Source organism: Nocardioides mangrovicus (assembly GCF_003674065.1).
In the GTDB taxonomy this organism is placed as follows: domain Bacteria; phylum Actinomycetota; class Actinomycetes; order Propionibacteriales; family Nocardioidaceae; genus Marmoricola; species Marmoricola mangrovicus.
In genome coordinates this window covers 368,892-395,603 of the sequence record NZ_RDBE01000001.1, presented here as the reverse complement: position 1 = coordinate 395,603, position 26,712 = coordinate 368,892, and the positions used below count along the sequence as shown (strand labels likewise).

Sequence of the window (26,712 nt, the reverse complement as noted above, 5' to 3'; positions counted from 1 at the left end):
CCCCCGCCGCCGGGCTCAGGCCCCGTACCGCCGCTCCCGCTGCGCGTACGCCCGGACCGCCCGGAGGAAGTCGACCCGGCGGAAGTCGGGCCAGTAGGCCTCGCAGAAGTAGAACTCGCTCTGGGCGCTTTGCCAGAGCAGGAACCCGCCCAGCCGCTGCTCGCCGGAGGTGCGGATGACCAGGTCGGGGTCGGGCTGGCCGCGCGTGTAGAGGTGGGAGGCGATGTGCTCGACGTCGATCGACTCGGCCAGCTCCTCCAGCGAGGTGCCGCGCTCGGCGTGCTCGGAGAGCAGCGAGCGGACGGCGTCGGCGATCTCGCGGCGCCCGCCGTAGCCGACGGCGACGTTGACCAGCATCCCGTCGACCTCGCGGGTCTCCTCGGCGGCCACCTTGAGCCGCTCGGCGATGTCGGTGGGCAACAGGTCGAGCGCGCCCACCGGGTGCAGCCGCCAGCGGCGCTGCTCGGCGAGGGTCTCCACGGCGTCGGCGATGATCGGCAGGAGCGCGTCGAGCTCCTCGCTGGGGCGGTTCAGGTTGTCGGTGGAGAGCAGCCACAGCGTCACGACCTGGACGCCGACCTCCTCGCACCAGCCCAGGAGCGGCTCGATGTTGGCCGCGCCCGCGCGGTGGCCGTGCGCGGTGTCGGCCCCGACCGCCTTGGCCCAGCGCCGGTTGCCGTCGAGCATGACGCCGATGTGGCGCGGCAGCAGCTCCGCGGGGAGGCGGCGGACCACCCGGGCCTCGTACGCCGGGTAGAGCACCCGGCGCAGGGCCTGCTTCCAGTCCGCCACGACGTGTGACTGTACTCGCCGCCGCCGGGCGTGAACTGCAGCGCCGGAGCCGGTAATTTCTCCGCATGCCGGAGAAGACCGCGACGCAGCGCGACCCTCGCGCCGCCATGCGCGTGGCGCCGCGTCCGGGCATCCGCGCCCGGGTGGGCGCCCAGGTCGACGCGCGGGTGCCCGCCGAGGTCAAGCCCAAGCTGCGCGGCTGGCTGCACGCCGGCACCACGCCGCTGGCCATCGCGGCCGGCGCGGTGCTCATCGCGCTCTCCCCCACGGCCGCCACACGCGTCGGTTCCTCGGTGTTCGCCGCCACCGCGCTGCTGCTCTTCGCGGTCAGCGCGGTCTACCACCGCGGCACCTGGTCACCGCGCGCCGCCACCTTGCTGCGGCGCTTCGACCACTCCAACATCTTCCTGCTCATCGCCGGTTCCTACACGCCGTTCACCCTCATCCTGCTCAAGGGGTCCGACCGCGTCGTGATGCTGAGCGTGGTGTGGACCGGCGCCATCCTCGGCGTCCTCATCAAGCTGTTCCTGCCCGACCTGCCGCGCTGGGTCTCCACGCCCGTCTACATCGCGCTGGGCTACGCCGCGATCTTCTACGCCCACGACTTCGTGGCCGGCGGCGCCGCGGTCACCACGCTGGTCATCGTGGGTGGCGCGCTCTACACCGTCGGCGGGCTGGTCTACGGCTTCAAGCGGCCGGACCCGTTCCCCACCTGGTTCGGCTTCCACGAGGTGTTCCACACGCTGACCATCGCGGCGTTCACCTGCCACTACGTCGCCGCCTCGATCGCCACCTACCGGCTGCGCTGATCGGACTCGCGTTAGCCCTCTCACACCCCGAGCGGAGCCGGAACGTCGAGGCCTTGCCGGACGTCCTAGGTTGGGAGCGCCCATCGATCCCGACCCCTGTGACGCATGCCTGACGAGAAGCAAGAAGCCCCACCGAAGAAGCCGTTCCTCGGCCTGTCGCTGACCCAGCTGGTCGGCGGCTCGGCCGCCGCCGCGACCGCCGCCGTGCTCGGTGCCCGGCTCGGCACCACCGGCACGATCATCGGCGCCGCCCTGGTCAGCCTGGTCTCCGCCGTGGCCAGTGCGATCTACCAGGCCTCCATCCGCCGCACGCAGGAGGTCGTGGCCCGCACCAAGGAGATGCTGCCCACCACCATCACGTGGCGCACCAGCGCGCAGGACGTGCCCAACGTGCCGGAGGTGGCCGAGCAGGCAGTTGAGGAGGGAGTCGAGGAGTCGACGCCCTCGGTGTGGAGCCGCATCGGCTGGAAGTCGGTCGCGGTCGCCACCGGGGTCTTCTTCGCCATCACCGCCGTGCTGGTCACCGGCTACGAGCTGGTCTCGGGCCAGTCGCTCGAGGGCAGCGGACCGTCCACGGTGAGCAACGCCTTCCACGGCGGCACCCACTCCTCCTCCAGCCCGACGCCGACGCCGAGCGTCACCCCGAGCGAGGAGCCCTCGAAGAGCGCCTCGTCGTCATCCTCCTCCTCGCCGACCACCTCGGCCACGCCGTCGCAGAGCGCCACCCCCGACCAGACGGCGTCGAGCACCCCCACCCCGAGCACCTCGGCGTCCGCCACCACATCGCCGAGCGCCTCGGCCACGGCGAGCGCGTCACCCACGCAGTAGCGCAGGGTCGGTCACGGGCCGCTCGCACACCAGGTGCCGGCACACGTAGGCGGCCGCACGGCCGTCGACGGTGTCGCGGGCCTCGAGCAGCGCGATGCCCGGCGTGCCCGGCTCGGCGGCCACGACGACGGCGCCGGGGATGGTCCGCGCGGCCCTGGTGAGGGCAGCACGGGCCTCGTCGTCGGGGCCCACCACGGCCACCTCCACCGGCCCGTCGAGCGCGGTCTGCGCCGCCGCGAGCGACCAGCCGGCGAAGCGCGGCGCACGTCGGGCGATCTCGACCACCGCGGCCAGCGACCGCTCGGCCAGCTCGCGGTGCTCGCCCGAGCCGGTGAGCGCGGCGTACTCGAGCAGCGCGTGGGTCAGCGAGGAGTGGCCCGACGGGCTGGCGTTGTCGGCCGGGTCGCGCGGCCTCGTCACCAGCCGCTCGGCGTCGTCGGCGGTGTCGAACCAGGCGCCGTCCCCGACCGCGAAGTGCGCCACGACGACGTCGAGCAGCTCACGCGCCCGCTCCAGCCAGACGCCGTCGGCCGTGGCCGCCGCCAGCTCGACGTACGCGGTGGCCAGGCAGCCGTAGTCCTCCAGCACCCCGGCGTTCGCACCGACCACGCCGTCGCGGCTCGCCCGTCGTAACCGGCCGTCGACCCAGTGGGTCTGCCACACGAACCCGGCGCAGCGCACCGCCGCCTCGACGTACGCCGGCTCGGACAGCCGCAGCCCGGCGTCGAGCAGACCGCTGATCGCCAGGCCGTTCCAGGCCGCGACAACCTTGTCGTCGCGCGCCGGTCGGGGCCGCGACGTGCGGGCCTCCAGCAGCCGGCGACGGACGCTCTCGGCGCGCTCGGGGTCCTCGGGGTCGCGCAGCAGCTGCAGCGTGGACGCACCGTCCTCGAAGGTGCCGGCGTCGGTGACGGCGTAGAGGTCGGCGGCGTACGCGGCGTCGTCGCCGAGCGCCCCGGTCAGCTGCGCAGGGGTCCACGCGTAGAAGGCGCCCTCCCGGGCGTGACCGGTGCCGTCGTCGCTGTCGGCGTCGAGGGCGCTGGCGAAGGCGCCCTGCTCGGTGAGCAGCTCGGCCAGCAGGAAGTCGGCGGTGCTGCGGGCCACCCGGTCGCCCAGCGGCGTCCCCCAGCGGGCGTTCAGGCCGAGCAGCTGGGCGTTGTCGTAGAGCATCTTCTCGAAGTGCGGCACCACCCAGCCGGCGTCGACGGAGTAGCGGGCGAAGCCCCCGCCGAGCTGGTCGAAAATGCCGCCGCGGGCCATCGCCTCGAGCGTCCGGTCGACGACCGCCGACGGGCCGCGCCGCCGCAGGAACTCCAGCGTCATCGACGGCGGGAACTTCGGCGCCCCGCCGAACCCGGCGTGGACGGCGTCGAACTCCCGCTCCGTCGTCGCCGCGGCCGCCTCGAGCACCGCCGCGTCGATCGGGTCGGCGCCGGCCGGCACCACCGCGCCCTGGAGGTGAGCGCGGATCCGCTCGGCCACCCCGGCCACCTCCTCGGCCCGGTTCTCCCACGCGTCGACCAGCGCCGTGAGCACCTGCGTGAACGCCGGCTGCCCGTGCCTCGGCCGGTCGGGGAAATAGGTGCCGGCGAAGAACGGGTTGCCGTCGTGGTCGAGCACGCACGTCATCGGCCAGCCGCCCTGCCCGGTCATCGCCTGGGTGGCCTGCATGTAGACCGCGTCGACGTCGGGCCGCTCCTCACGGTCGACCTTCACATTGACGAAGTGCTCGTTGAGGTAGACGGACGTCGCCTCGTCCTCGAACGACTCGTGGGCCATCACGTGGCACCAGTGGCACGCGGCGTACCCGACGCTGAGCAGCACCGGCACCCCGCGCTCGCGTGCCTCGGCGAACGCGTCAGGCCCCCACTCCTGCCAGTCCACCGGGTTGTCGGCGTGCTGCAGCAGGTACGGCGACGTCGCGGCGGCGAGACGGTTGGGCATGCCCCGAACCTACGTGTGGAAGGCTCGCCCGGTGAGCGAGGCGGCGTCAGGGCCCAGGCGGGGGCGGCCCGGGCACGACCAGGCCGCCGTGGTGGCCGCGGCGATCGACCTGTTCAACCGCAAGGGCTACGACGCCACCAGCATCGGCGACATCGCCGACGCGCTCGGCGTGACGAAGTCCGCGGTCTACCACCACGTCGACAGCAAGGAGCAGCTGCTCTCGCTCGCGCTCGACGAGGCTCTCGACGAGCTGGAGGCCACCGTGGCCGCGGCCGCCGCGGGCCAGGGGTCGGCCTACGACCGGTTGCGCAACGTGGTGCGCCGCAGCGTCGAGGTGCTGGTCGATCACCAGCCGGCCGTCACCCTGCTGCTGCGCGTGCACGGCAACTCCGACACCGAGCGCGCCGCCCTGCGACGCCGCCGCGACATCGACGCCGGCCTCGCGCTGCTGGTCCGCGCCGCCGTCGACGAGGGGGCGCTGCGTCGCGACCTCGACGCAGGCGTGGTCAGCCGGCTGCTCTTCGGCATGGTGAACTCGCTCGTCGAGTGGTACCGCACCGACCGGCAGGTCTCGCGCCAGGAGCTCGCCGACGCGGTGTCGGCGCTGGCGTTCGAGGGGCTGGACCGCTGACGCTCAGCGCGTGGGTCGCCGGTCGACGATCCGCTTCATCTTGCCCACCGAGCGCTCGACGGTCTCGGGCGGCACGACCTCGACGCCCACGCTGACCCCGATGGTCGCCTTCACCCGCTCGCGCAGCGCGAGCCCGGCGACCCGTCCGTCGTCGTCGGAGGCCGACTCGCGCCGCTCGACCAGGACCGTCATCGCGTCGAGGGTGCCGTCGCGGTCCAGGACGCACTGGAAGTGCGGCGAGAGCGCGGGCAGGGAGAGGATCAGCTCCTCGATCTGGGTCGGGAACAGGTTCACCCCGCGCAGGATGATCATGTCGTCGGTGCGGCCGGTGATCTTCTCCATCCGCCGCATCGTGCGCGCGGTGCCGGGTAGCAGCCGGGTGAGGTCACGGGTGCGGTAGCGGACCACCGGCATCGCCTGCTTGGTCAGCGAGGTGAAGACCAGCTCGCCCTCCTCGCCGTCGGGCAGCACCTCCCCGGTGATGGGGTCGATCACCTCGGGGTAGAAGTGGTCCTCCCAGATGTGCAGGCCGTCCTTGGTCTCGACGCACTCGTTGGCCACGCCCGGGCCGATTACCTCCGAGAGCCCGTAGATGTCGACGGCGTGCATGTCCAGGCGCTGCTCCATCTCGCGCCGCATGTCGTTGGTCCACGGCTCGGCGCCGAAGATGCCGACCTTGAGCGACGTCTGCCGCGGGTCGATCCCCTGTCGCTCCATCTCGTCGACCACCGAGAGCATGTACGACGGCGTCACCATGATGATGTCGGGCTCGAAGTCGCAGATCAGCTGCACCTGCCGCTCGGTCATGCCGCCGGAGACCGGCACCACAGTGCAACCGAGCTTCTCCGCGCCGTAGTGGGCGCCGAGCCCGCCGGTGAACAGGCCGTAGCCGTAGGCGTTGTGCAGCATCATGCCCGTGCGGCCGCCGGCCGCACGGATGCTGCGCGCCATCACGGTGGCCCAGGTGTCGACGTCGTCGGCGGTGTAACCGACCACGGTCGGCTTGCCGGTGGTGCCCGAGGAGGCGTGCACCCGCACCACCTCCTCGCGGGGCACGGCGAACATGCCGAACGGGTAGTTCGCGCGCAGGTCGGCCTTCGCGGTGAACGGCAGCTTCGCCAGGTCGGCGAGCTCGCGGACGTCGTCGGGATGCACCCCGGCGGCGTCGAACGACGCGCGGTAGTGCGGCACGTGGTCGTAGGCGTGCCGTACCGACCAGCGCAGCCGCTCGGTCTGTAGGGCGCGCAGCTCGTCGAGCGAGGCGGTCTCGATCGGCTCCAGGTCGCCGGGGCGTGGGCTCAGGTCCTGCATGGGCGTACTCCGCTCTGCTTCTTCAGCTACTTCTTCAGTGCTCTGCTGCGGCCGCGGAACACCGCGACGACGACCTCGTCGGTCTCGCGCACGACCTGCACGTCGTAGATCCCCGAGCGACCGCGCAGCGCGACCTCGCGTGCGGTGGCGACCAGCACCTCGTCGAGGCGGGCCGACTCCAGGAACGACACCTCGAACCCGGCGGCCACGGTGACCACTCCGCGGGAGTTGCAGGCCAGCGCGAAGGCGCTGTCGGCGAGCGAGGCCACCAGCCCGCCGTGGGCGATGCCGTAGCCGTTGACCATGTCCTCGCGCACCCGCATCCGCACCGAGGCCGTGCCGTCGTGCTGACCGAGCAGCTCCATGCCGAGCATGCGCGAGGCGGCGTCGGAGGCCCACATCTCTGCGGTCTCAGGCATCGAAGTCCACCGTGACGGCCTCGCCGAGCGGGTAGGACTGACAGGTCAGCACGAACCCGGCGTCGACCTCGGCCGGCTCCAGCGCATAGTTGCGGCGCATGTCGACCTCGCCCGCGGTGACCTTGGCCCGGCAGGTGCCGCACACGCCGCCCTTGCAGGCGAACGGCAGGTCGGAGCGCATCACGGCCGCGCCGTCGAGGACGCTCTTCGAGGCGGGCAGCGACGCGGTGGCCGACGACCCGTCGAGCACCACCGTCACCTCGACGGTCGCGCCGCTGACCTCGACGTCGGGCCGCTCCAGCTCCGGCGGCGGGGCGTCGACGTAGAACAGCTCGAAGTGCACCCGGTCGGCGGCGACGCCGAGCTCGTCGAGCACCTCGCGGGCGTCCTCGATCATGGCGTGCGGTCCGCAGAGCCACACGTGGTCGGCGCGGCCGGCGGGAGCGACGGTGGTGAGCAGTCGCCGCAGCCGCTCGGCGTCGAGCCGGCCACTGAAGAGGTCGACCTCGCGCGGCTCGCGGCTGAGCACGTGGACCAGCTGCAGCTGCGGGCCGTAGCGGTTCTTCAGGTCGGCGAGCTCCTCGGCGAACATCACCGAGCCGGAGGTGCGGTTGCCGTAGAGCAGCGTGACCTCCCCGCCGGCCGCCAGCACGCTGGCGGCCACCGAGAGCATCGGCGTGATGCCCGAGCCGGCCGCGATGCACAGGTGCCGCCCGCCCTCGAGCATCGCCGGGTCGGGGCAGAACCGCCCGCCGGGGGCCAGCACCTCGACCTCGTCGCCGGGCCGCAGCTCGCGCACCAGCCACTGGCTGAAAAGGCCCTCGGGGATCTCGCGGACGCCGACGCGCAGCATCGAGCCGGCCGGTGAGGCGATGGAGTACTGCCGGCGCTCGTCGCCGCGACGCAGCGTCAGCGACTGCCCGGGCACGAACGCGAACTCGGCGGCGAGGTCGTCGGGCACCTCGAAGGTGACCGCAGCGGAGTCGTCGGTGAGCAGCTCGACGTCGCGCACCCGCAGCGCATGGAAGGTGGCCGGCATCGGGCTAGATCTCCTTGATGTGCTCGAAGGGCTCGAGGCAGTCGATGCAGCGGTAGAGCGCCTTGCACGCCGTCGGCCCGAACTCCGAGGTCAGCGACACCTCGGCCGACCCGCACCGCGGACAGGTCAGCGCGCGGCGGGTGGGCAGCAGGTTGAGCGTGACCGGGCCCTGCGGGGCCGGCCCCGGGACGGACAGCCCGTGCTCGCGCAGCGCGGCCCGGCCGTGGGCGGTGATGTCGTCGCTGCTCCACGCCGGGGTGAGCGAGACCTCGACGCGGGCCGCGTAGCCGGCGTCGGCCAGCCGGTGCACGAGGTCGTCGCGCATGGTCGCCATCGCCGGACAGCCGGAGTAGGTGGGCGTGATGGTGACGACGACTCCGTCGGCGTCCTCGCGCACCTCGCGCAGCACGCCGAGGTCGGCCAGGGTCAGCATCGGCAGCTCGGGGTCGGTGACCGAGGCGGCGACCTCGAGAGCGGTGCTCACCCCGATTCCACTCACCACACGCCCAAGGGGTGCGCGCGGGCCACGGACTGCATCTCGGCCAGCAGCCGCGAGAGGGCCTCGGTGTGGTGCTCGCCGCCGACGCGTCGGCCCGCCTCCGGGCGCTCGACGCCGGAGACGGCGAAGACCTGGTCGAGCACGACGTCGACCTCGGGTCCGACGTCGTAGGCCTCGGCCAGCTCGGGGTAGAGCGGCCACACCTGCGCCAGGCCCGCCAGCAGCCGGCGCCGCGACTCCTCGGTGCCCTGCGCGAGCGTGAGGAACCAGCGACCGGCGAAGTCGCGGTGGTAGGTGAGCTCCTTGACGCCCTTCGCGGCGATCGCGGCGAGCACCGGGTCGGCGTGGTCGCCGAGCCGCTCGAAGGCGGCCAGCCGCACGGTCGCGAACAGCAGCAGCCGCGCGATCGTCTGGGCGAAGTCGCCGTTGGGTCCCTCGACGAAGCGGGTGCAGCGGAAGTCGGCGGCGTCGCGGAAGAAGGCGAGCGCATCCTCGACCGGCGCCGGCGAGCCCTCCGGCAGCGCCGGCACCACGGCCGGGTCGGCCGCGGCCGCCCGCGCGAGCAGCAGCCGGGCCTGGCCGAGCAGGTCCAGCGCGATGTTCGACAGCGCGATGTCCTCCTCGAGGTCGGGCGCGTTGCTGGACCACTCGGCCAGCCGCTGGCTCAGGACCAGGGCGTCGTCGCCGAGCAGCAGGCAGTACGTCGCCAGCTCGGCGGCGTCGACGTCGTCGGGCACGGTGGTGTCCATGCCGGCCAGCGGATCCTCGAAGTCGGTGCCGAAGGCCCACTGGGAGTCGTCGCCGGCCACCTCGTGGTGCTCGAGCAGGCCGTCGTAGACGCTGCCGCCGTCGTCGTTGGGGTCGGGGGTCGGGTGCGCCATCACATGTGCGGGACGTCGTCGGGGATGGCGTAGAAGGTCGGGTGCCGGTAGACCTTGTCGCCGCTGGGCGCGAACATCGGGTCCTTCTCGTCCGGGCTGGAGGCGGTCACGTCGGTCGAGCGCACCACCCAGATCGAGACCCCCTCGTTGCGACGTGTGTAGACGTCGCGGGCATGGCGCACGGCCATCTCGTCGTCGGCGGCGTGCAGCGAGCCGACGTGCACGTGGTTGAGGCCTCGCTTGCCCCGGACGAAGACCTCCCACAACGGCCACTCGGTCTCAGGCACGCGACTCCTCCGCGGACCTCTCGGCGAACGCCAGCGCCGCCTCGCGCACCCAGGCGCCGTCGTCGTGGGCGCGGCGCCGGTGGGCGATGCGCTGGGCGTTGCAGGGGCCGTTGCCCTTCACCACGGCCATGAACTCCTCCCAGTCCGGCTCGCCGAAGTCGTGGTGACCACGCTCGTCGTTCCAGCGCAGCGCGGGATCGGGCAGCGTGACGCCGAGGGCCTCGGCCTGCGGCACGCTCATGTCGACGAACCGCTGACGCAGGTCGTCGTTGGTGTTGCGCTTGATGCCCCACTCCATGGACTGCACCGTGTTGGGCGAGTCGGCGTCGGGCGGGCCGAACATCATCAGCGCGGGCCACCAGAACCGGTCGACCGACTCCTGCACCATCGCGCGCTGCTCGTCGGTGCCGCGCATCATCGTGGTGAGCAGCTCGTAGCCCTGCCGCTGGTGGAAGGACTCCTCCTTGCAGATCCGCACCATGGCGCGGCCGTAGGGGCCGTAGGAGGTGCGGCACAGCGGCACCTGGTTGCAGATCGCCGCGCCGTCGACCAGCCAGCCGATGGTGCCGACGTCGGCATAGCTCAGCGTGGGGTAGTTGAAGATCGAGGAGTACTTCTGCGCCCCGGCCAGCAGCATCTCGGTGAGCTCGAGCCGGCTCACGCCGAGCGTCTCGCAGGCCGAGTAGAGGTACAGGCCGTGGCCCGCCTCGTCTTGCACCTTGGCCAGCAAGATCGCCTTGCGCCGCAGCGAGGGGGCGCGGGTGAGCCAGTTGCCCTCCGGCTGCATCCCGATGATCTCGGAGTGCGCGTGCTGGGCGATCTGACGCACCAGGGTCTTGCGGTAGCCCTCGGGCATCCAGTCCCGTGGCTCGATCCGGTCGCTGTGCGCGACGGTGGCGTCGAACTGCTCCTGCAGCGTGGTCACGCAGCCTCCCTACTTACTGACCGATCGGTCGGTAAATCATCGCACGGTGTCGCCCCCGGGGCAAGATGTCGTCGTGATCGAGCTCACCAGGGCCGAGGCACGGCGGGTTGCCGTGCGGGCGCAGCTGCTCGGCGCCGACCGGCCCGGCGACCTGCTGGAGGTGGTGCGCCACCTCTTCGCCGTCGACGTCGACGCGGTCCGGGCGGTGGCGCCGAGCCAGGAGCTGGTGATGTGGAGCCGTCTCGGGCCGGCGTACGCCCAGGGCGACCTCGCCGACGCGCTCGACACCCCCGCACTGGTGGAGCTGCGCGGCCAGGTGCGTGCGGCCGAGGACATCGCCCTCTACCGCGAGGAGATGGCGCGCTGGCCCGGCACCGGCGCGCTGCAGCCGTGGCAGGAGCACAGCGCCGAGTGGGTCGAGGCCAACGACGCCTGCCGCCGCGACCTGCTCTCCCGGATCGCCGACGCGGGACCGACGCCGGCTCGGGACCTGCCCGACAGCTGCGCGGTGCCGTGGCGTTCCAGCGGCTGGAGCAACGCCAAGAACGTCGTACGGCTGCTGGACTTCATGGAGGCGCGCGGCGAGATCGCCGTGGCCGGGCACGTCAAGGGCCGCGACCGGCTGTGGGACCTCGCCGAGCGGGTCTACCCCGACGAGCCGCCGGTGCCGTTGCAGGAGGCGCGGGCCGAGCGCGGCGCACGCCGACTACGTGCGCTCGGCGTCGCCCGCCGCGGCGGTCCGGCCAACCCGGGCGAGGCGATGGACCTGGGCGAGGCCGGTGAGGCCTGCACCGTCGAGGGGCTGCGCGGCCGGTGGCGAGTCGACCCCGCCTACCTCGACCAGCCGCTCGAGCCGCGCGTCGCCCTGCTCTCGCCGCTGGACCGGCTGGTTTTCGACCGCGAGCGGATGACCGATCTGTTCGGCTTCGACTACCAGCTGGAGATGTACAAGCCCGCCGCCAAGCGGCGCTGGGGCTACTACGCGCTGCCGGTGCTCGTCGGCGACCGGCTGATCGGCAAGCTCGACGCCACGGCCGACCCGAAAGCCGGCCTCCTGCGCGTCACCGCGCTCCACGAGGACGAGCCCTTCGGCGACGACGTCCGCGGGGAGGTCGACGCCGAGATCGAGGCGCTGGCCGCGTTCCTCGGACTCGATCGCGATGACGAGCCCGCCCGCTGAGGATCTCACTCGGCGACCAGCCCGAGACCGCGCCGGGAATGCTCGCCGCGCCGCCGGTGCTGGACCCCCCATGAGCACCGTGGACCTGACCTCAGCCGACTTCGAGCAGACCGTCACGGACAACGACATCGTGCTGGTCGACTTCTGGGCCTCCTGGTGCGGACCGTGCCGCCAGTTCGCGCCCACCTACGACCGGGCTAGCCAGACCCACGACGACGTCGTGTTCGGCAAGGTCGACACCGAGGCCGAGCAGCAGCTGGCGGCCGCCGCCAACATCACCTCGATCCCGACGCTGATGGCCTTCCGCGACGGCGTGCTGGTCTTCAGTCAGCCGGGCGCGCTGCCGCCCGCCGGCCTCGAGCAGGTCATCACCGCCGTCAAGGGCCTGGACATGGACGAGGTCCGCGCCCAGATCGCCGCGCAGCAGACCGAGAGCTGAGGCCCGGCCCGGCGCCGCTCAGGCGTCGGGCGTGCGCTCCTGGTCCAGCCGCTTCGGGCTGTCCTTGAAGGAGCCGACCTCCTCGACCCCGAAGTTCTGGCGGGCCTTGCGCAGGTGCCGGGCCAGGCTGATGCCCAGTACGGCCACCGCCAGGCAGAGGCCGACGAAGACGGCGAAGCCGCCCCACCCGGCGACCACGCTGTTGTCGCTGGGCACCTTGTCGGCCATCAGGGTCAAGAACGGCGTCACGGGACCCATCATGCCTCCTCCGCCTTCGTATTGCGGATGCCGGCGAAGAGGTCGTCCTCGGGCAGCGAGGTCTGCACGTGCGCGGTGACCAGCTCGAAGTCCTCGGTCGGCCAGACCTCCTTCTGCACCTCCAGCGGCACCTGGAACCACGGACCGTCGGGGTCGATCTGGGTGGCGTGGGCGATCAGCGCCATGTCGCGGACGCCGAACCAGTCCGCGCACGGGACCTGCGTGGTGATCCGCGCGTCATGCGCGGGGTCGGGCTTCCACTCCGCCAGCCGCTCGGCCCAGGGGGACTCGAGCCCGAGCGCGAGCATCGCGTCGTGCAGCGCCTGCGTGCGCGGCCGGTTGAAGCCGTGCTGGTAGTAGAGCTTGAGCACCTGCCACGGCTCCCCGGCCTCGGGGTAGGCGGTGGGATCGGCGGCCGCCTCGAAGGCGCGCACCGAGATGTTGTGGCACTGGATGTGGTCGGGGTGGGGGTACCCGCCGTTCTCGTCGTACGTGGTGAGCACGTGCGGACGGAACGAGCGGATCAGCCGCACCAGCGGCGCCGCGCCCTCCTCCACCGGCACCAGCCCGAAGCAGCCCTCGGGCAGCGGCGGCTTCGGGTCGCCCTCGGGCCACCCGGAGTCGACGAAGCCCAGCCAGTCCTGCCGGATGCCGAGGATGTCGCGGGCCGCCTCCATCTCGCGGCGCCGGATCTCGGGCATGTGCTCGAGGATGTCGGGGCGCTCCATCTTCGGGTTGAGGATCGAGCCGCGCTCGCCGCCGGTGCAGGTCACGACGTGCACGTCGACGCCCTGGCCGACATACATGGCCGTGCTCGCCGCGCCCTTGCTCGACTCGTCGTCGGGGTGCGCGTGCACGTGCATCAACCTCAAGGCCACACGCTCCATCGTAGGAGGGGTCCGTACCCTCCTGTGCGTGGAGGGCGCACAGGTCGGCCGCGGTGCCGACGCCGATCTCGCTGCGCGCTACGGCACGCACCGCCCGCTGCGACGCCTGGTGCTCGTCGTGGTGACCATCGTGGTCGCCGGCGCGGGCCTGGGCTGGCTGGCGTGGGCGGCGTGGTTCCACTCCAACCCCGCGATCTCCGCCGGGGTGCAGGGCTACGACGTCCGCTCCTCCCACCGGGTCGACATCACCGTGCAGGTGCGGCTGCGCGACCGGTTCGTCCACGGCGAGTGCGTGGTCGAGGCGACCGCCTCGGACCACGCCGTCGTCGGCGAGCGCAGCGTCACCGTCCGGCGGGCCGGCACGGTGAGCGTGGTGGTCCGCACCGAGCGGGAGGCCACCGCCGTCGACGTGGCGGAGTGCTCGGAGAGGTAGGGGTGCGGGGCGCGGCGGCCGGCGGGGGTTTTGCCGGGTGCCCGGCAAAACCCCCCGGATTCGGGTCCAGAAACGCGCAACGTGAAGAGTTTCGGTCACACCGAGCCCGTTTTGACCGGTTGAGTGTCGCGGGCGGTAAACTCCTTCACTTATGCGCCCCCACCGGGGCGCATCACTGACTCAGCACCGGCCCACGGGTGGCCGTGCACCACACGAAGGAGGTCGTGCCATGACGCAGTCCGACGAGCGGGAGACCATCTGGCTGACCGAGGACGCCTACGCGAAGAAGAAGGCCGAGCTCGAGGAGCTCCGCGGCCCGCAGCGCGAGGAGATCGTCTCGCGCATCAGCGCCGCCCGCGAGGAGGGCGACCTGAAGGAGAACGGCGGTTACCACGCCGCCCGCGAGGAGCTGGCCAAGCTCGAGGGCCGCGTCGCCCAGCTGCAGCAGATGCTGGAGAAGGCCGAGGTCGGGCAGGCCGCCGACGACGGCACCATCTCCCCCGGCTTCAAGGTCAGCTACCGCTTCGACGGCGACGACGACGTCGACACCTTCCTGCTCGGCGCCCGCGAGATGGCCTCCGACGACATCCAGGTCTTCAGCCCGCAGTCGCCGCTCGGCTCCGCGCTCATCGGCGCCCGCGTCGGCGACACCGTCGAGTACACCGCGCCCAACGGCAAGCAGCTCAAGGTCGTGGTCGTCGAGGCCGCGCCCTACGAGGCCTGATCCTGGACTGACGCGGCGGCGACGACGCCCGCCGCTGACGGTTCACCACGGCACCGTGGGGAACCGTCACCGGCCTCGGCTGACGACGTACTCGAGCTCGCGCAGCCGCTCGATCACGCGCTCGGCGTGATCGGCACCGCGGGTCTCCAGCTGCACCTGCACGTCGACCTCGTCGACGCTGAGCTGGTCGGAGACCCGCTCGTGGGCGACGTCGAGCACGTTGGCGCCCAGCGAGGCCAGCTCGGTGAGCAGCCGGGCCAGGCCCCCGGGGGTGTCGGGGATGCGGACCCGCAGCGAGAGGTAGCGGCCGGCCGCGGCCATGCCGTGGCGGATCAGCTTGCCCATCAGCAGCGGGTCGACGTTGCCGCCCGAGAGCACGGCGACCACCGGGGTGGCGTAGGCGTCCGGAGCGTCGAGCAGCGCCGCCACCGCCGCGCCGCCGGAGGGCTCCACGACCAGCTTCTCGCGCTCCAGGACGCCGACCAGCGCGGCCGAGAGCGAGTCCTCGGAGACCACGACGATGTCGTCGACGTAGTGCTCGACGGCCGCGAACGGCACGTCGCCGGGACGCCCGACCGCGATGCCGTCGGCCATCGTCTTCATCTCCTGCAGCGGCACCGGGTGGCCGGCCTGCAGCGACGAGGGCCAGGCGGCCGCACCCGCGGCCTGCACGCCGACGATCCGGAGGTCGGCGCCGCTCTCCTTCATGGCCAGCGCCGAGCCGGCGATCAGCCCACCGCCGCCGAGCGGGACGAGCACGGTGGCGACGTCGGGGGCCTGCTCGAGGATCTCCAGCCCGCAGGTGCCCTGCCCGGCCAGGATCGCCTCGTGGTTGAACGGGTGGATCAGCACCGCGCCGGTGCGGTCGGAGAACCGCTGGGCCTCCTCGAGCGCCTGGTCGATGTAGGGCCCGTGGAAGATCACCTCGGCGCCGTAGCCGCGCGTGGCGTTGAGCTTGGGGATGGGGGCACCCTCGGGCATGAAGATCGTGGCCTTGATGCCCAGCAGCTGCGCGGCCAGCGCCACCCCCTGCGCGTGGTTGCCGGCCGAGGCCGCCACGACGCCGGCCGCACGCTCCTCCTCGGTGAGGTGGAACATCCGGTTGTAGGCGCCGCGGATCTTGAACGACCCGGTGCGCTGCAGGTTCTCGCACTTCAGGTGCACCGGCCCGCCGAGCCGTTCGGTGAGCCACCGCGACTCCACCATCGGCGTGCGGACCGAGGTGCCCTCCAGCAGCCGCTGCGCGGCCCGGACGTCGTCGAGGGTCACTGTCATGGGCCGCACCCTAGGACCGGGCGGTCCCCGAGCCCTCCTCGAGGCCCGCGGTGCGCTCCGTCGTGTCTGCCGCAGGATCGGGATCGGTATCGGTATCGGTATCGGGATCGGGCGTGTCCGGATCATCCTGCGCGGCCTCGTCGGCGTCGTCACCGACCTCCGTGCGCGCGGCCAGGTGCTGGACGACCGCGTTCGACGCCGCTGCCAGCGGCACGGCCACCAGTGCGCCCGGCACGCCGGCGACGAGGACGCCCGCGCCCACGGCCATGATCACGCCCAGCGGGTGGACCGAGACGAACCGTCCCATCAAGAACGGCTGCAGACCGTGGGACTCGATCTGCTGGACCACCACGACGCCCAGCAGCATCAACAGCGCCGTCACGAAACCCTGGTCGACCAGGGCCACCAGCACGGCCACGGCGCCGGCGACGAAGGCACCGACGATGGGGACGAAGGCGCCGAGGAACACCACCACACCGATGGCCAGGAGCAGGGGGAGCTTGAGCACCGCTCCCCAGATCATGATCAAGATGGCGTCGGTGGCGGCGATGATCACCGTGGCGCGGACGAACTGGGTCAGCGAGCGCCAGGCGACGTAACCCGAGGAGTCCACGCTCTCGCGCGCCACGCGCGGGAACAGCCGGACCACGAAGGTCCAGATGAGGCGCCCGTCCGCGAGGAAGAAGTAGGTCGCGAACAGCGTGATCACGATGCCGGCGCCGACGTCGGCCAAGGTGGTGCCGACCTCGCCCACCCGACCGAGCAGGCTGCCGCCGCCCTCCTGGATCTTGGTCTGCAGCTCGTTGAGCGCGTTCTGCAGCTGTTTGTCCGACAGGTGCAGCGGGCCGGTGCGCAGCCAGTCCTGGACCTTGCCGACGCCGCTGACCACGGAGTCGGAGAGGTCGTTCATGCTGTTCGCGACCTGGGAGGAGACGAAACCGAGCAGCACCGCGACCACGCCGACAGTCACCAGCACCACCACGAGCGCGCCGAACTTGCGCCGCAGGTGGATGCGCTCCAGGCGAGTGACGACCGGTGCCAGGAGCGCCGAGATGAGCATGGCCACGACCAGCGGCAGCACGATGACCATGAAGTAGCCCAGCAGCCACAGCACGCCGTAGGTCGCCGCGGCGATGACCAGCAGGCGCCAGGCCCAGGCCGCAGCCGTGTCGACACCCCACGGGACACGGGCCGGAACAGGATCGGCCTCGTCGCGCACCCGGACGAGGGGGCGCTCGGAGACCGACTGCGCCTCTGCCTCCCACTGCGGGCGGAAGCGGCGAAGCAGGGGGCGCCGGGACGTGTCCATCCAGCCAGACTAGGCCTCCAACAGTCGACGTCCGCCCAGCGCGAGCGCCACGGAGGGGTGGTTCTCGGCCAGCAGGCCGACGGCGGCGAGCACGTAGTCGTGGTCGACGACCAGCCGCGGCGACCGCGGGTACTGCCAGCCCTCGGGGTCGGTGCCGGTGGCGGCGCCCAGCACCGCCTGCGCGTCGGTGGGAGCGGCGTGCCGCAGCACCCCGCCCGAGCCGACGAGCACGTCGACCTCGCGCAGGTCGGTGCCGCTGCGCTCGACCACCCGGCCCTCGGGGCTGACCACCACGCGCGAGCGACCTGCGTGTCGGCGGACGGCGAGCACGGTGGCCGCCCGGGCGAGCGCGAGGTCGGCGCCGTCGCCGCCGGGCCACGCCGGATCGTCCTGCCGCTGCTGGGCGGCGGCCAGCAGGTCCGCCTCGCACAAGCCGGCCGCTGCGCCCGCCTCGGCGGTGGTGACGGCGCTCCACCGCATGCCGAGGTCGCCCTCCACGGTGCGGGTGACCGGCGTAGGGGCGACGACGTCGCGGCCCAGCGAGGCGTCCTCGGGGTCGAGCCGGACCACGGAGTGGACGTCGGTGGTGGCGCCCCCGACGTCGACCACCGCCACGTCGACGCCCGCCCCGGCGGCGAGGAGCTCGATCCCGGCCAGCACGACGTCGGGCGTGGCCCCGCGCACCAGCCGGGCGAAGGCGTCCCCGCGGCTGAGCTCCTTGCCGCCGATGACGTGGGAGAGGAACACCTGCCGCACGGCCGCGCGCGCCGACGCCGGCTCGAGGACGCCGATGCGCGGCATCACGTTGTCGGCGACCACGTGCGGCACACCGGCCAGCAGCCGCTCGACGTCCGCACGGACCTCGGCGTTGCCGGCCACCACGACCGGCCCGGCCCAGCCGGCCAGCGCGCGAGCCCCGGCGAGCAGCACCTCGGCGTTGCCGCCGTCGGTGCCGCCGACCAGGAGGACGACGTCGGGCCGGCTCTCGACCAGCGCCGGCATCGGGTCGTCGCCGGAGGCCAGCGCGGCGACGTGGACGACCTTCCCGCCGCTGGAGAGCGCCACCCGCCGGCCCGCTTCGGCGGTCACCAGCTCCTCGTTGCCGAGCACCGCGATCCGCAGTCCCCCGCCGGCCGAGGAGCAGACCAGCACCGGCGAGCGCTCGTCCCCGAGCGCCGAGCGGCAGCCGGCCACGCCGTCGAGCACGTCGGTGGCCAGCGTGGTCTCGTGCGCCGCGGTGGCCACGAGCTCGGCGGCGTCGAGGTCGACCAGCGCCGCCTTGGTCCACGTCGACCCGACGTCGACGCACACCACACGATCAGCCAAGCGCCTGCTCCAGGTCGGCCAGCAGGTCCTCGGCGGTCTCGATCCCCACCGAGAGCCGCACCAGGTCGGGCGGCACCTCCAGCGACGTGCCGGCCACCGACGCGTGCGTCATCCGGCCCGGGTGCTCGATGAGCGACTCCACCCCGCCCAGGCTCTCCCCCAGCGTGAAGATCCGGGTGCGCTCGCACAGCGCTAGGGCCTGCTCCTCGCCGCCGGCCACCCGCAGCGAGACCATGCCGCCGAAGCGGCGCATCTGCCGGGCCGCCACCTCGTGGCCGGGATGGCCGGGCAGGCCCGGGTAGTAGACCTGCGTGACACCGGGGTGGACGTCGAGGAAGGCCGCGACCTGCTCGGCGTTGTCGCAGTGCCGGTCCATGCGCAGCGCCAGCGTGCGGATGCCCCGCAGCGTCAGCCAGGCGTCGAACGGCCCGGCCACGGCGCCCATCGCGTTCTGGTGGAAGCCGATCCGCTCGGCCAGGTCGAGGTCGCGCACCACCACGGCACCGCCGACGACGTCGGAGTGACCGCCCACGTACTTGGTAGTGGAGTGCACGACGACGTCGGCACCCAGCGTCAGCGGCTGCTGCAGGTAGGGCGAGGCGAAGGTGTTGTCGACCACCAGGAGGGCGCCGGCGTCGTGGGCGATGCCGGCCAGGGCCTCGATGTCGCCGATGTTGAGCAGCGGGTTGGTCGGCGTCTCGGCCCACACGATGCGGGTACGGCCGGGCTCGACGGCTGCGCGCACGGCGTCGAGGTCGGCCACCTGCACCGGCGTGTGCCGCAGTCCCCACGGGCCCGCGACCTTGTCGACGAGCCGGAAGGTGCCGCCGTAGGCGTCGTCGGGGATGACCAGGTGCTGGCCGGGCTCGGTGAGCGCGCGCAGCACCGCGTCCTCGGCGGCCAGGCCGCTGGCGAAGGCGAACCCGCGCTCCCCCTCCTCCAGCGCGGCCAGGTTGGCCTCGAGCACGGTGCGCGTGGGGTTCGCCGAGCGCGAGTACTCGTAGCCGCCGCGCAGCCCGCCGACGCCGTCCTGGGCGTAGGTGCTGGTGGCGTAGATCGGCGGGATCACCGCACCGGTGGTGGGGTCGGGCTCGTAGCCGGCGTGGATCGCCCGCGTCTCGAAGCCGGTCTTCTCGCGTTCTGTCTGGCTCACCACGCCACGGTATTCACCCGAACGACCATCGCTCCACGTGGGACCACGGACCACCCTCGTAGCGCCACAGGTCGAGGCCGACGGCCCCGACCGCGTAGGGCGCGAACTCCGCGCTCAGCTCGGCCATCGTGCGGCGGGCCAGCTCGGGCGCCACCTTGTTCTGCACGGTCACGTGCGGCCGGAAGCCCTGCGCGTCCTGCGGCGTGAGGTGCCACGACCACACCTGGCGCAGCTCGGCGTGCACCCGGCCCAGCTCGGCCGACTCCAGCCGGTAGGCCACCCCGCGCCCGAGTCCCATCACCTCGCTGACGCGGACCTCGAACCTCGGGCGGTCGGCGGCCGATCGCAGCGCCGGGACGACGTCGACCTCGCCGGGCACCGCGTGGAAGAGCGTCACGTGCGCACCCACCTGGGTACGCGGGAACAGCCGTCGCCGCTCGGCGTCGAACCGGGTCTGGGCGTCGTCCTCGATGGCGAGGGTGACGACGAAGGGGCTCACCCCAGCTCGTAGTCGAGCGTGAGCCGGTGGGTGCCGTCGTCGTCGACCTGCAGCGCGCCGGTGCCCTCGATGCCGGCGAGGTCCGCGGTGCCGCTGCCCGGCACGATGATCAGCAGGTGATGGTCCCGCGCGGCGTCGCGGCCGCCGGTGGTGTTGGTGTGGGCGAAGGCGAGCGTGCCGCTGCGGCCGTCGATCGATCCCTCGAAGGTCTCGAGCGCGACATAGCTGCCGCGGCCGTTCGCCTGGTCGTAGGCGCCGGCGAACTGGGCCACCGACCGCCCCTGGATCGCCCCCGAGATCTGCTTGCTGATGACGGCCTGACCGACGGGCGTCCCCGTGTCGATCGGGCTGGTGTACTCGACGGGACGGAACTCGGTGACCTCGAAGGTCGCGGCTGCCTGCATGAGGCCCACGCTAGGCGCGGCCACCGACATCCGGCTTGGAGGAACGCGACGGGCGCCGAGCCCGCTGCCGGGAACGATCCGCCGCTGCCGCGTGTTGTGCGTGGTGTCGTCTGCGAAAGGACCGAACGTGCTGTTCAACCGCACCAAGACCACCCTCCCGGGCCCCGAGGACACGCTGCCCGGCCGCCCCGAGCGCACCTTCACCCTGGCCGCCGAGAACAAGGCGCTGCACACCCCGCTGGTCACCGACGAGGTGCCCGAGGGCTTCGAGGTCGCCCTGTTCGGGCTGGGCTGCTTCTGGGGCGCGGAGGAGATCTTCTGGCAGGTGCCCGGCGTCTGGTCCACCTCCGTCGGCTACGCCGGCGGCACCACGCCGAACCCGTCGTACGAGGAGGTCTGCAGCGGCCGCACCGGCCACACCGAGGCCGTCCGGGTCGTCTACGACCCGAGCAAGGTGGGCTACGCCGACCTCGTCGCCACCTTCTACGAGGTGCACGACCCGACCCAGGGCATGCGCCAGGGCAACGACGTCGGCACCCAGTACCGCTCGGCGATCTACTACGAGACCCCCGAGCAGGAGAAGGTCGCCCGCGAGGTGAGCGCCCGGTTGCAGCCGCTGCTCACCGAGCAGGGCTACGGCGAGATCACCACCGAGATCCGCCCGGCCACCGACACCGAGTACTTCTACGCCGAGGACCACCACCAGCAGTACCTGTTGAAGAACCCCTTCGGCTACCGCTGCCACTCCGCGACGGGCATCAAGGTCCCCCGCGAGTAGTTCCGTTTCGCCTCCGCGGTCACCTGCGGTCGTGCACAATCGGCGGGCACAGGCGGATCAACGGGGGACCTGGTGGGGCTCAAGGAGAAGCTGCTGCCTGCCTTGAGGGCGGGCGACATCACGGCGGGCTGGGAGGTCGTTCACGGGCTTCACGGCGAGGAGCGGCGCGAGGCCAAGGCGTGGTTCGCGTCCAACCAGCGCTGGGTCAGCGAGCTCGACGACACGGAGTTCAGGCCGGCGACGGACCCGGAGACGGGAGAGTACGACCGGGCGCGAGACGAAGGCCGGTGGGACCGGTTCTCGGCAGCCCACACGATCCTGGCTATCACCGCGATCGAGCTGTGCGGTCCGGTCACCGCGGCGCAGCGACTCGCCGGGGGTTTCTGGGATCGAGATGAGCAGACCGCTCACGTGGTCCACGCGCTGTGGGAGAAGGACGCGGCCTGGGTCCAGGACTTCGTCACTGAGGCTGCGGCCACCAGTGGTCACGCCGAGGTCGTCCGTGCCGCGGTGGTGCACCATGGCCTGCCCTGCCCATCCGGCGAGACCTTCCTCTCGTCGTGGTCGAGTGGTGCCCCGATCACCTGGAACTACGTCGACGCGACCTACACACGACGGGAACCCGTCGGGGAGTGGCTTGATCGGGACCCACTGCTGCCCGATCTGATGTACCACCTCCTGGCCTCCGACCACTGCGGCAGTGACGAGTGGATCGCGGACGCGCTCCCGATTGGCGTCGAGCGCGGTGTGTTCGACCGTGACCAGCTGCTCGAGACCCTGCTGACCGCGCTCACCAGCCGGCACCGACCCGGAGCACAGAAGGTGATGGCCGCGTCGCTGCAGGCGCTCACGCTGACCACCGCCGAGATCCCCGGCGGGCTGGACTACCTGATGGGCGTCATGGCGACGACCAAGTCGGCAGTCATGAAAGCCCTTCTCCCCCACGCGCTGACGCTCACCACTACTGCCGAGGAGCTCCTCGACCTGACCCTGCTGGTCTCGACGCGCGAGAAGCTGCACAAGAAGCGGCTCCTGACCGAGCTCACGAAGGGCGTGCTGGCTGACCGCTTCAATGCCGAAGCCCTGGTCGAGGCGCTCGGCGTCCTGGCCGCCGACCCCGACGTCCGCTTCGCCGCCGACGTCGCCGCGGCGATGGAGCGCCTCGACGCGGCCGTGACTGCGGAGCCGTCGCCGTCATCGACGGGACTGTGGGCACTGACCCCCACGGCCTCGCCCAGGACGCATCCGGGCGCCTGGTGGGACCGGCGCGATCCCCCCACGCTGGACCGGACTTTGAGCCGCGAGGCTAGGTACGACTCCCAGGAGCAGCTCGACCAGTCGATCCGCGACCTGCTGACCTCGATGGCCGAGGGCGAGGACTGGCCAGCGGTCCTCCTGCCCCCGCTCGACCGACTGATCAGCGCCACCGGCCTCTCGCTGAGCAAAACCACCAGGGCGTTCGAGGACCTGTTCCTCGGGGGCGGGATGCGCCAGGCGTACCTTGTCGCGCTCTGGGTCGCCGACCGCTGCTGCGAACTGGCCCGCAGACCCGCCGGGCTGCATCTCTTCCTCCGGATGGTGGGGCAGTACGCGATCGAGGTCCCAGACGACGTCGATCTCGCGCTGCCGCCGCACCTGACCGCCCTCGCCGTTGCGCCCGGCCGGACCAGTGCGCAGGAGGAGGTGCGACGTCTCGGTGCCGCCCTCGCCCGGGTCGCAGATCCGGACATCTGGCTGGCGGACCTGCGAGCGGCCCAAGACCATCCCGTTGCTGCACCGAAGATGCCCCGCGGGCTGTGGCAGCAGGTCGTGGCCCGACCGCTTCCGGCCGAGACACCGGTCAAGGACGACAGGACGGCGCGGGCCGACGACCTCGTCGAGCTGGCCCGCTGCGTGCTCGACACCCGTCAGCACCCGCTTGAGGTGCACGTCTGGTGTCACGACCCCGAGCAGGTTGCGCGGGATCGGCAGTACGTCACCCAAACGCCGGCGGCCGAGGACGAGATCACCGTGCTCAGCGTGGTCACCGGCATCGCCGAGCACGGTCCCGACCGGGTTCGCGGTTCGCTGGTCGCGACGTCGCTGCCCTCCAGCGGCCATCGGCTCACGACCGACCGAGGCGCGGTGCTCACCTGGGCCAGGGGCGTCACCACGCCCCGGGCCTACTGGCGTCTCGCTCTCCGATCCGTCGGGTCCCGGGACGTGATCCGGCGACTGTCGCGTGCTGACAGGGACGCCCACCGAGACATCGAGCAGTTCGCATACACCACGGCCGACTATCCCGAGCAGCTGCCCGACGACCACGACTGGCTCACACGAGCGCCGGTTCTCGCCCGCCTGCTGGCCGCGGACTCGCCGCTGGCCGTGGCCACCGGCGTCGAGGAGATCGACACCGAGCCACTACTGGTCGCGCGCTATCTCCCCCAGGCCTACGACACCGTTGTGTACCTGCGGGTGCTCGAGGCGATCCTCAACGCCGAGAACAACGACGTCCTGCTCGCCGTGCCGACCTTCGCCGACTTCACCTTGGATTTCGACGACCTCCTCGCGCGGCTTCGCGAGAGTGCGGGACGCACGGTCGGCCCGCTGGACCTCGTGCAGGCGCTCCACCGACTGCGCCCGATCGATCCGGGGCGGCTCGGCGAGCTGGACGGGCTCGAGGTGCGGACCACCCCGGAGCTGACCACGCCGGGAGGCGAGGAGTCGTGGGACGCGATCGCGCTCCTACGGCAGTGGGTCGCAGAGGGTGGGCTCGGGCCTGTCCACACCAAAGTCGAGGACGGCAGCTGGGTAAGGACGAGCTCGGCGCCCGTGCCGTTCTCCCGATGCCGGGCCCTGGCTCGTGTCGAGCTGGACGACGACATCTCCCGGTCGGCGTCAGCGGCAGCACTGCTGCGCGTCGCGCCAACCTGGGGTGAGCGCGTGGCTGGGTCGCACGCCTACGCCGGCGGATCGGGTGCCGCCACCACCACTGCACTCTTCCCGGCCCACGCTTCTGGTCGCCTCGGTCCGGCACTGCACGACGAGCTGCTGCGAACGATGGCAAGGGCGACCTCCTACCCCCACGGCGATCCGCTGAGAGGCGCCAGGTGCGCCATCGGCCATGGCCGCGTGGATCCGGTGACGTTCCTCGATGTCGGCGTCGAGCGCTACCACGCTGGCACGCTCGACCTGACGCATCTACTGGCGTCGACCCAGGCTCTCGGCGACGACGGCCTCCTCAGCGAGATCTGGCCGCTGCTGCTCCCCCTGGCCGGCGCACTGTGCGCCGAGCCGCGACGCAAGCCGGACGTCGGGCAGCTGCTCACCCAGCTCGCGGGCTGGGTCGATGAGGTGCCGGATCCCGTGCTGCCGGAGTCGATCAGCACGCTCGCCGCATCGAAGGGCAACACGAAGGCCCACGGAGCTGCGCGTGCCCTGGTCGCCGGCGCCGAGCGCAAGGCGGCACCGTGACGAACGAGTACCGCGCCGAATCGACGCTGGTGGCGAGCGTCGAGGGGGCCATGCTCACGCTGGCCACCGGACTCGGCATGACACCTGAGGGCCCGGTCGAAAACCCGAGCTTCTTCAGCGGGTTCCTGGTCCGCCCCGACGTGGTCGCCGCCGGCCTGCTCGCGGTGGCCGACGTCGCGGGCACCCGCTACGCGGACTTCGGGCTCGCGCAACGGCTGGCCAACCTCGACCCGGTCGTCACCGCCGGCGGCGACGTGCTGCGCTTCGAGTCATTCTCTGCCTGCAACGGCGTCCACGCGCGGCTCGACGTGCTCCGGGAAGGTCTCGGCAGCAGTGACGTCGGGTTCGGCACCACGAACGTCGACATCAACCAGCCGCTGCGGACCGCGTTGGCTCGCACGACACGGGCCGAGGCCCTGCACCTGGTCGTCGGCCACGACGGACTCGCCGCCTCGACACCGGGTGCCACTCACGCGGAGCGCAAGGTCAACCTCCCCGACCGGTGGGTGCGTGGCTTCGCGGAGGTGCCCGGCATCACTGCTGTCATGGAGCATCGCGGCTCGCTGGTCGGGGTGGCGATCCACCGACTCTTCGGCGCGCTGCCGCGGATCGCGCCGCCCGGCCCGTCGATGTGGGTACTGCCGACACCAGCAGGCTGGCGAACGTCCGCACAGCCGCTGCCCCGTGCGATTCCACTGCCCGGCGCCAGCCGACTGCGCGGCGCCGAGCGAGTGCTCCGGTACGCCCACCGCCTCGACGTGTACGTCTCGCCAGGAGGCGCGGCGGCGTGGGTCCTCGAGCTTCCCGGAGCCCGTCTCACCCTGGTCCTCAGCCCGGGGCCATTCAGAGGGTTCTCCGGTGAGGGCGGCCTGCTGATGTGGCTGAGCCACCCTGCGGCGGAGACCATGGGCGAGAAGCTGTTGTCGTTACTGGGCTGGGAGCCGACCGTCGACGCCGACCGGTTGACGCGCGAGAGCGGGCTGGAGTCGGGCGAGGTGACCGCAGGACTGGCGTGGCTGGCGGCCTCGGGACGGCTCGGGTACGACCTGAGCGAGAGCGCATGGTTCCACCGCGAGCTGCCGGTCGAGGTAGGCACGGTTCTTCGGCGCAACCCCCGACTGGCGGCGGCCCAGCGGCTGGTCGATCAGGACCGGGTCCGCGCGAAGGGGCCGGATGGCTGGACGGTCCTCGGCAGCCGCGAGGCGGTCTACGAGGTCAGGGCGCGGGCGAGCGACCCCACCCCGGCCACTCTCACAGCGCACCCGCCAGGCCTGCAGTGCGCCTGCGCCTGGGAGCGCGAGCACGCCGGTGCTCGAGGGCCCTGCAAGCACATCCTGGCGGTGGTCCTGTGCCTGCGCGCCGACCACGACAGGGTGGACCGGCACGAGCGGCACGACTGAGAGGCCGTCAGCGGCGGACGGCCGAGTCGTCAGGTAGGCGTCAGCATCGCGCTCCTACCGTCGTACATCGTGACTCCACGCGTGTTCCGCGCCCCCAAGGTGCCCGACGTCTTCCTGCTCTTCTGGGTCGTCAAGCTGCTCACCACCGGCATCGGGGAGTCCGGTTCGGACTTCCTGGGTGTGGTCAGCATCCCGCTGGCCGCGGCGGTCGGCGTGGGCGGGTTCTTCCTCGCGCTGTGGCTGCAGCTGCGCGCCGGCACCTACCACCCCGTGCGCTACTGGGTGACGGTGCTGATGGTGGCGCTGTTCGGGACGATGATCGCCGACGGGCCGCACGTCGCGCTGGGCACGCCGTACTACGTCGACGCGACGATCTACCTGGTGCTGCTGTGCGGACTGCTGGCCTGGTGGCGGCGCAGCGAGGGCACGCTGTCGGTGCACTCGATCACCACCAGCCGTCGCGAGCGCTTCTACTGGGGCACCGTGCTGCTGACCTTCGGACTCGGGACGGCGCTCGGCGACACCACCGCGATCGACCTGGGCCTGGGCTTCGCCTGGTCGATCGTGCTGTTCGGGGTGCTCATCGTGGTGCCGTTCGTGCTCTGGCGCTGCGGCCTGGACGCCACCATCGCGTTCTGGGCCTCCTACGTGCTCACCCGCCCGCTCGGCGCGTCGGTGGCCGACTGGCTGGGCAAGAAGCCGGCGGCGGGCGGCCACGGCTGGGGCGACGGCACCGTCACCGCGCTCGGGCTCGTCCTCTTCGCCGCCCTGGTCGGCTACCTGGCGCTCACCCACGCCGACGTCGAGGGCCCCCGCGCGTCTCCCGGAC

The 26,712-nt window shown here is 72.3% G+C and carries 28 protein-coding genes; 11 read left to right on the top strand and 17 right to left on the bottom strand.

The window, feature by feature from the left end:
- Window positions 1–15: 15 nt before the first annotated feature.
- Complete coding sequence (locus D9V37_RS02015) at window positions 16–792, bottom strand: isoprenyl transferase (protein ID WP_121804438.1); 777 nt, start codon at window positions 790–792, stop codon at window positions 16–18.
- Window positions 793–857: 65 nt separating this feature from the next.
- On the opposite strand from D9V37_RS02015, the gene trhA reads away from it, so the two are divergent.
- Window positions 858–1,601 carry a PAQR family membrane homeostasis protein TrhA gene (gene trhA, locus D9V37_RS02010; RefSeq protein WP_232524686.1) on the top strand — a complete coding sequence of 248 codons (744 nt, stop codon included), beginning with the start codon at window positions 858–860 and terminating at the stop codon, window positions 1,599–1,601.
- A gap of 105 nt (window positions 1,602–1,706) precedes the next feature.
- A complete protein-coding gene (locus tag D9V37_RS02005; RefSeq protein ID WP_121804437.1) occupies window positions 1,707–2,429 on the top strand; it encodes a hypothetical protein in 723 nt (240 codons plus the stop codon).
- Here D9V37_RS02005 and D9V37_RS02000 read toward each other — a convergent pair.
- A complete protein-coding gene (locus D9V37_RS02000; protein ID WP_121804436.1) occupies window positions 2,415–4,373 on the bottom strand; it encodes a thioredoxin domain-containing protein in 1,959 nt (652 codons plus the stop codon). The genes D9V37_RS02005 and D9V37_RS02000 overlap by 15 nt on opposite strands.
- On the opposite strand from D9V37_RS02000, the gene D9V37_RS01995 reads away from it, so the two are divergent.
- Window positions 4,372–5,004 (top strand): TetR/AcrR family transcriptional regulator, encoded by a 633-nt coding sequence (locus tag D9V37_RS01995; RefSeq protein WP_121804435.1) that lies wholly within the window; start codon window positions 4,372–4,374, stop codon window positions 5,002–5,004. The genes D9V37_RS02000 and D9V37_RS01995 overlap by 2 nt on opposite strands.
- Before the next feature lie 3 nt (window positions 5,005–5,007).
- On the opposite strand, the gene paaK is transcribed toward D9V37_RS01995, so the two are convergent.
- From paaK to paaA, 7 genes are read right to left on the bottom strand one after another with little or no spacing between them, the layout of a single operon-like run.
- Window positions 5,008–6,315, bottom strand: a complete 1,308-nt coding sequence (gene paaK / locus D9V37_RS01990; RefSeq protein ID WP_121804434.1) for a phenylacetate--CoA ligase PaaK — start codon at window positions 6,313–6,315, stop codon at window positions 5,008–5,010.
- Window positions 6,316–6,341: 26 nt separating this feature from the next.
- Window positions 6,342–6,734 (bottom strand): hydroxyphenylacetyl-CoA thioesterase PaaI, encoded by a 393-nt coding sequence (gene paaI, locus D9V37_RS01985; RefSeq protein ID WP_121804433.1) that lies wholly within the window; start codon window positions 6,732–6,734, stop codon window positions 6,342–6,344.
- Window positions 6,727–7,773 carry a 1,2-phenylacetyl-CoA epoxidase subunit PaaE gene (gene paaE / locus D9V37_RS01980; RefSeq protein WP_121804432.1) on the bottom strand — a complete coding sequence of 349 codons (1,047 nt, stop codon included), beginning with the start codon at window positions 7,771–7,773 and terminating at the stop codon, window positions 6,727–6,729. The genes paaI and paaE overlap by 8 nt, the downstream gene beginning before the upstream one ends.
- A gap of 4 nt (window positions 7,774–7,777) precedes the next feature.
- Window positions 7,778–8,257 carry a 1,2-phenylacetyl-CoA epoxidase subunit PaaD gene (gene paaD / locus D9V37_RS01975; RefSeq protein WP_232524685.1) on the bottom strand — a complete coding sequence of 160 codons (480 nt, stop codon included), beginning with the start codon at window positions 8,255–8,257 and terminating at the stop codon, window positions 7,778–7,780.
- 11 nt (window positions 8,258–8,268) lie between these two features.
- Entirely contained in the window at window positions 8,269–9,153 is an 885-nt protein-coding gene (gene paaC / locus D9V37_RS01970; RefSeq protein ID WP_121804916.1) for a 1,2-phenylacetyl-CoA epoxidase subunit PaaC, read from the bottom strand.
- The gene (gene paaB / locus D9V37_RS01965; RefSeq protein ID WP_121804431.1) at window positions 9,153–9,440 is read right to left on the bottom strand and encodes a 1,2-phenylacetyl-CoA epoxidase subunit PaaB; all 288 of its coding nucleotides are present in this window, start codon (window positions 9,438–9,440) and stop codon (window positions 9,153–9,155) included. The genes paaC and paaB overlap by 1 nt, the downstream gene beginning before the upstream one ends.
- Window positions 9,433–10,365 (bottom strand): 1,2-phenylacetyl-CoA epoxidase subunit PaaA, encoded by a 933-nt coding sequence (paaA, locus tag D9V37_RS01960; RefSeq protein WP_121804430.1) that lies wholly within the window; start codon window positions 10,363–10,365, stop codon window positions 9,433–9,435. Before paaA ends, paaB begins: the two co-directional genes overlap by 8 nt.
- A 73-nt stretch (window positions 10,366–10,438) precedes the next feature.
- Here paaA and D9V37_RS01955 point away from each other — a divergent pair, with 73 nt between their 5' ends.
- Window positions 10,439–11,545, top strand: a complete 1,107-nt coding sequence (locus D9V37_RS01955) for a DNA glycosylase AlkZ-like family protein (protein WP_121804429.1) — start codon at window positions 10,439–10,441, stop codon at window positions 11,543–11,545.
- Window positions 11,546–11,615: 70 nt separating this feature from the next.
- The gene (gene trxA / locus D9V37_RS01950) at window positions 11,616–11,984 is read left to right on the top strand and encodes a thioredoxin (protein WP_121804428.1); all 369 of its coding nucleotides are present in this window, start codon (window positions 11,616–11,618) and stop codon (window positions 11,982–11,984) included.
- 18 nt (window positions 11,985–12,002) lie between these two features.
- On the opposite strand, the gene D9V37_RS01945 is transcribed toward trxA, so the two are convergent.
- Window positions 12,003–12,245, bottom strand: a complete 243-nt coding sequence (locus D9V37_RS01945) for a hypothetical protein (protein ID WP_147455839.1) — start codon at window positions 12,243–12,245, stop codon at window positions 12,003–12,005.
- Window positions 12,242–13,129, bottom strand: a complete 888-nt coding sequence (gene mca / locus D9V37_RS01940; RefSeq protein WP_121804426.1) for a mycothiol conjugate amidase Mca — start codon at window positions 13,127–13,129, stop codon at window positions 12,242–12,244. Before mca ends, D9V37_RS01945 begins: the two co-directional genes overlap by 4 nt.
- A 28-nt stretch (window positions 13,130–13,157) precedes the next feature.
- On the opposite strand from mca, the gene D9V37_RS01935 reads away from it, so the two are divergent.
- Both D9V37_RS01935 and greA read left to right on the top strand, forming a co-directional pair.
- A complete protein-coding gene (locus tag D9V37_RS01935) occupies window positions 13,158–13,562 on the top strand; it encodes a DUF4307 domain-containing protein (RefSeq protein ID WP_158604346.1) in 405 nt (134 codons plus the stop codon).
- A 229-nt stretch (window positions 13,563–13,791) separates the two neighbouring features.
- On the top strand, window positions 13,792–14,286 hold the full coding sequence (gene greA / locus D9V37_RS01930) for a transcription elongation factor GreA (RefSeq protein WP_121804425.1): 495 nt from the start codon (window positions 13,792–13,794) through the stop codon (window positions 14,284–14,286).
- A gap of 66 nt (window positions 14,287–14,352) precedes the next feature.
- On the opposite strand, the gene ilvA is transcribed toward greA, so the two are convergent.
- Genes ilvA through D9V37_RS01900 form a run of 6 tightly spaced genes read right to left on the bottom strand, consistent with a single transcriptional unit; the run spans window position 14,353 to window position 20,252 of the window.
- Entirely contained in the window at window positions 14,353–15,561 is a 1,209-nt protein-coding gene (ilvA, locus tag D9V37_RS01925) for a threonine ammonia-lyase (RefSeq protein ID WP_121804424.1), read from the bottom strand.
- 10 nt (window positions 15,562–15,571) lie between these two features.
- On the bottom strand, window positions 15,572–16,870 hold the full coding sequence (locus tag D9V37_RS01920; RefSeq protein WP_121804423.1) for an AI-2E family transporter: 1,299 nt from the start codon (window positions 16,868–16,870) through the stop codon (window positions 15,572–15,574).
- A gap of 9 nt (window positions 16,871–16,879) precedes the next feature.
- Complete coding sequence (locus D9V37_RS01915; protein ID WP_121804422.1) at window positions 16,880–18,196, bottom strand: glutamate mutase L; 1,317 nt, start codon at window positions 18,194–18,196, stop codon at window positions 16,880–16,882.
- Window positions 18,189–19,352, bottom strand: coding sequence for a cystathionine gamma-synthase (locus D9V37_RS01910; protein ID WP_121804421.1), 1,164 nt, complete (start codon window positions 19,350–19,352; stop codon window positions 18,189–18,191). Before D9V37_RS01910 ends, D9V37_RS01915 begins: the two co-directional genes overlap by 8 nt.
- A 10-nt stretch (window positions 19,353–19,362) precedes the next feature.
- Entirely contained in the window at window positions 19,363–19,848 is a 486-nt protein-coding gene (locus tag D9V37_RS01905) for a 2'-5' RNA ligase family protein (protein ID WP_121804420.1), read from the bottom strand.
- Window positions 19,845–20,252, bottom strand: a complete 408-nt coding sequence (locus D9V37_RS01900; protein WP_121804914.1) for a DUF3224 domain-containing protein — start codon at window positions 20,250–20,252, stop codon at window positions 19,845–19,847. Before D9V37_RS01900 ends, D9V37_RS01905 begins: the two co-directional genes overlap by 4 nt.
- 127 nt (window positions 20,253–20,379) lie before the next feature.
- Between D9V37_RS01900 and msrA the strand changes: the two genes are divergently transcribed.
- The 4 genes from msrA to D9V37_RS01880 all read left to right on the top strand — a co-directional run.
- Complete coding sequence (gene msrA / locus D9V37_RS01895; RefSeq protein ID WP_232524684.1) at window positions 20,380–21,030, top strand: peptide-methionine (S)-S-oxide reductase MsrA; 651 nt, start codon at window positions 20,380–20,382, stop codon at window positions 21,028–21,030.
- Between the two features lie 72 nt (window positions 21,031–21,102).
- On the top strand, window positions 21,103–24,483 hold the full coding sequence (locus D9V37_RS01890) for a hypothetical protein (protein ID WP_121804418.1): 3,381 nt from the start codon (window positions 21,103–21,105) through the stop codon (window positions 24,481–24,483).
- Entirely contained in the window at window positions 24,480–25,883 is a 1,404-nt protein-coding gene (locus D9V37_RS01885) for an SWIM zinc finger family protein (protein WP_121804417.1), read from the top strand. The genes D9V37_RS01890 and D9V37_RS01885 overlap by 4 nt, the downstream gene beginning before the upstream one ends.
- A 69-nt stretch (window positions 25,884–25,952) precedes the next feature.
- On the top strand, window positions 25,953–26,712 hold a 760-nt coding region (locus D9V37_RS01880; RefSeq protein ID WP_158604345.1), incomplete at its 3' end, for a COG4705 family protein.

Coding starts and splice junctions, on each gene's coding strand:
- trhA (WP_232524686.1), top strand. CDS start 858: ATGCCGGAGAAGACCGCGACGCAGCGCGACCCTCGCGCCGCCATGCGC.
- D9V37_RS02005 (WP_121804437.1), top strand. CDS start 1,707: ATGCCTGACGAGAAGCAAGAAGCCCCACCGAAGAAGCCGTTCCTCGGC.
- D9V37_RS01995 (WP_121804435.1), top strand. CDS start 4,372: ATGCCCCGAACCTACGTGTGGAAGGCTCGCCCGGTGAGCGAGGCGGCG.
- D9V37_RS02000 (WP_121804436.1), bottom strand. CDS start 4,373: ATGCCCAACCGTCTCGCCGCCGCGACGTCGCCGTACCTGCTGCAGCAC.
- paaK (WP_121804434.1), bottom strand. CDS start 6,315: ATGCAGGACCTGAGCCCACGCCCCGGCGACCTGGAGCCGATCGAGACC.
- paaI (WP_121804433.1), bottom strand. CDS start 6,734: ATGCCTGAGACCGCAGAGATGTGGGCCTCCGACGCCGCCTCGCGCATG.
- paaE (WP_121804432.1), bottom strand. CDS start 7,773: ATGCCGGCCACCTTCCATGCGCTGCGGGTGCGCGACGTCGAGCTGCTC.
- paaC (WP_121804916.1), bottom strand. CDS start 9,153: ATGGCGCACCCGACCCCCGACCCCAACGACGACGGCGGCAGCGTCTAC.
- trxA (WP_121804428.1), top strand. CDS start 11,616: ATGAGCACCGTGGACCTGACCTCAGCCGACTTCGAGCAGACCGTCACG.
- D9V37_RS01945 (WP_147455839.1), bottom strand. CDS start 12,245: ATGATGGGTCCCGTGACGCCGTTCTTGACCCTGATGGCCGACAAGGTG.
- mca (WP_121804426.1), bottom strand. CDS start 13,129: ATGGAGCGTGTGGCCTTGAGGTTGATGCACGTGCACGCGCACCCCGAC.
- greA (WP_121804425.1), top strand. CDS start 13,792: ATGACGCAGTCCGACGAGCGGGAGACCATCTGGCTGACCGAGGACGCC.
- ilvA (WP_121804424.1), bottom strand. CDS start 15,561: ATGACAGTGACCCTCGACGACGTCCGGGCCGCGCAGCGGCTGCTGGAG.
- D9V37_RS01920 (WP_121804423.1), bottom strand. CDS start 16,870: ATGGACACGTCCCGGCGCCCCCTGCTTCGCCGCTTCCGCCCGCAGTGG.
- D9V37_RS01900 (WP_121804914.1), bottom strand. CDS start 20,252: ATGCAGGCAGCCGCGACCTTCGAGGTCACCGAGTTCCGTCCCGTCGAG.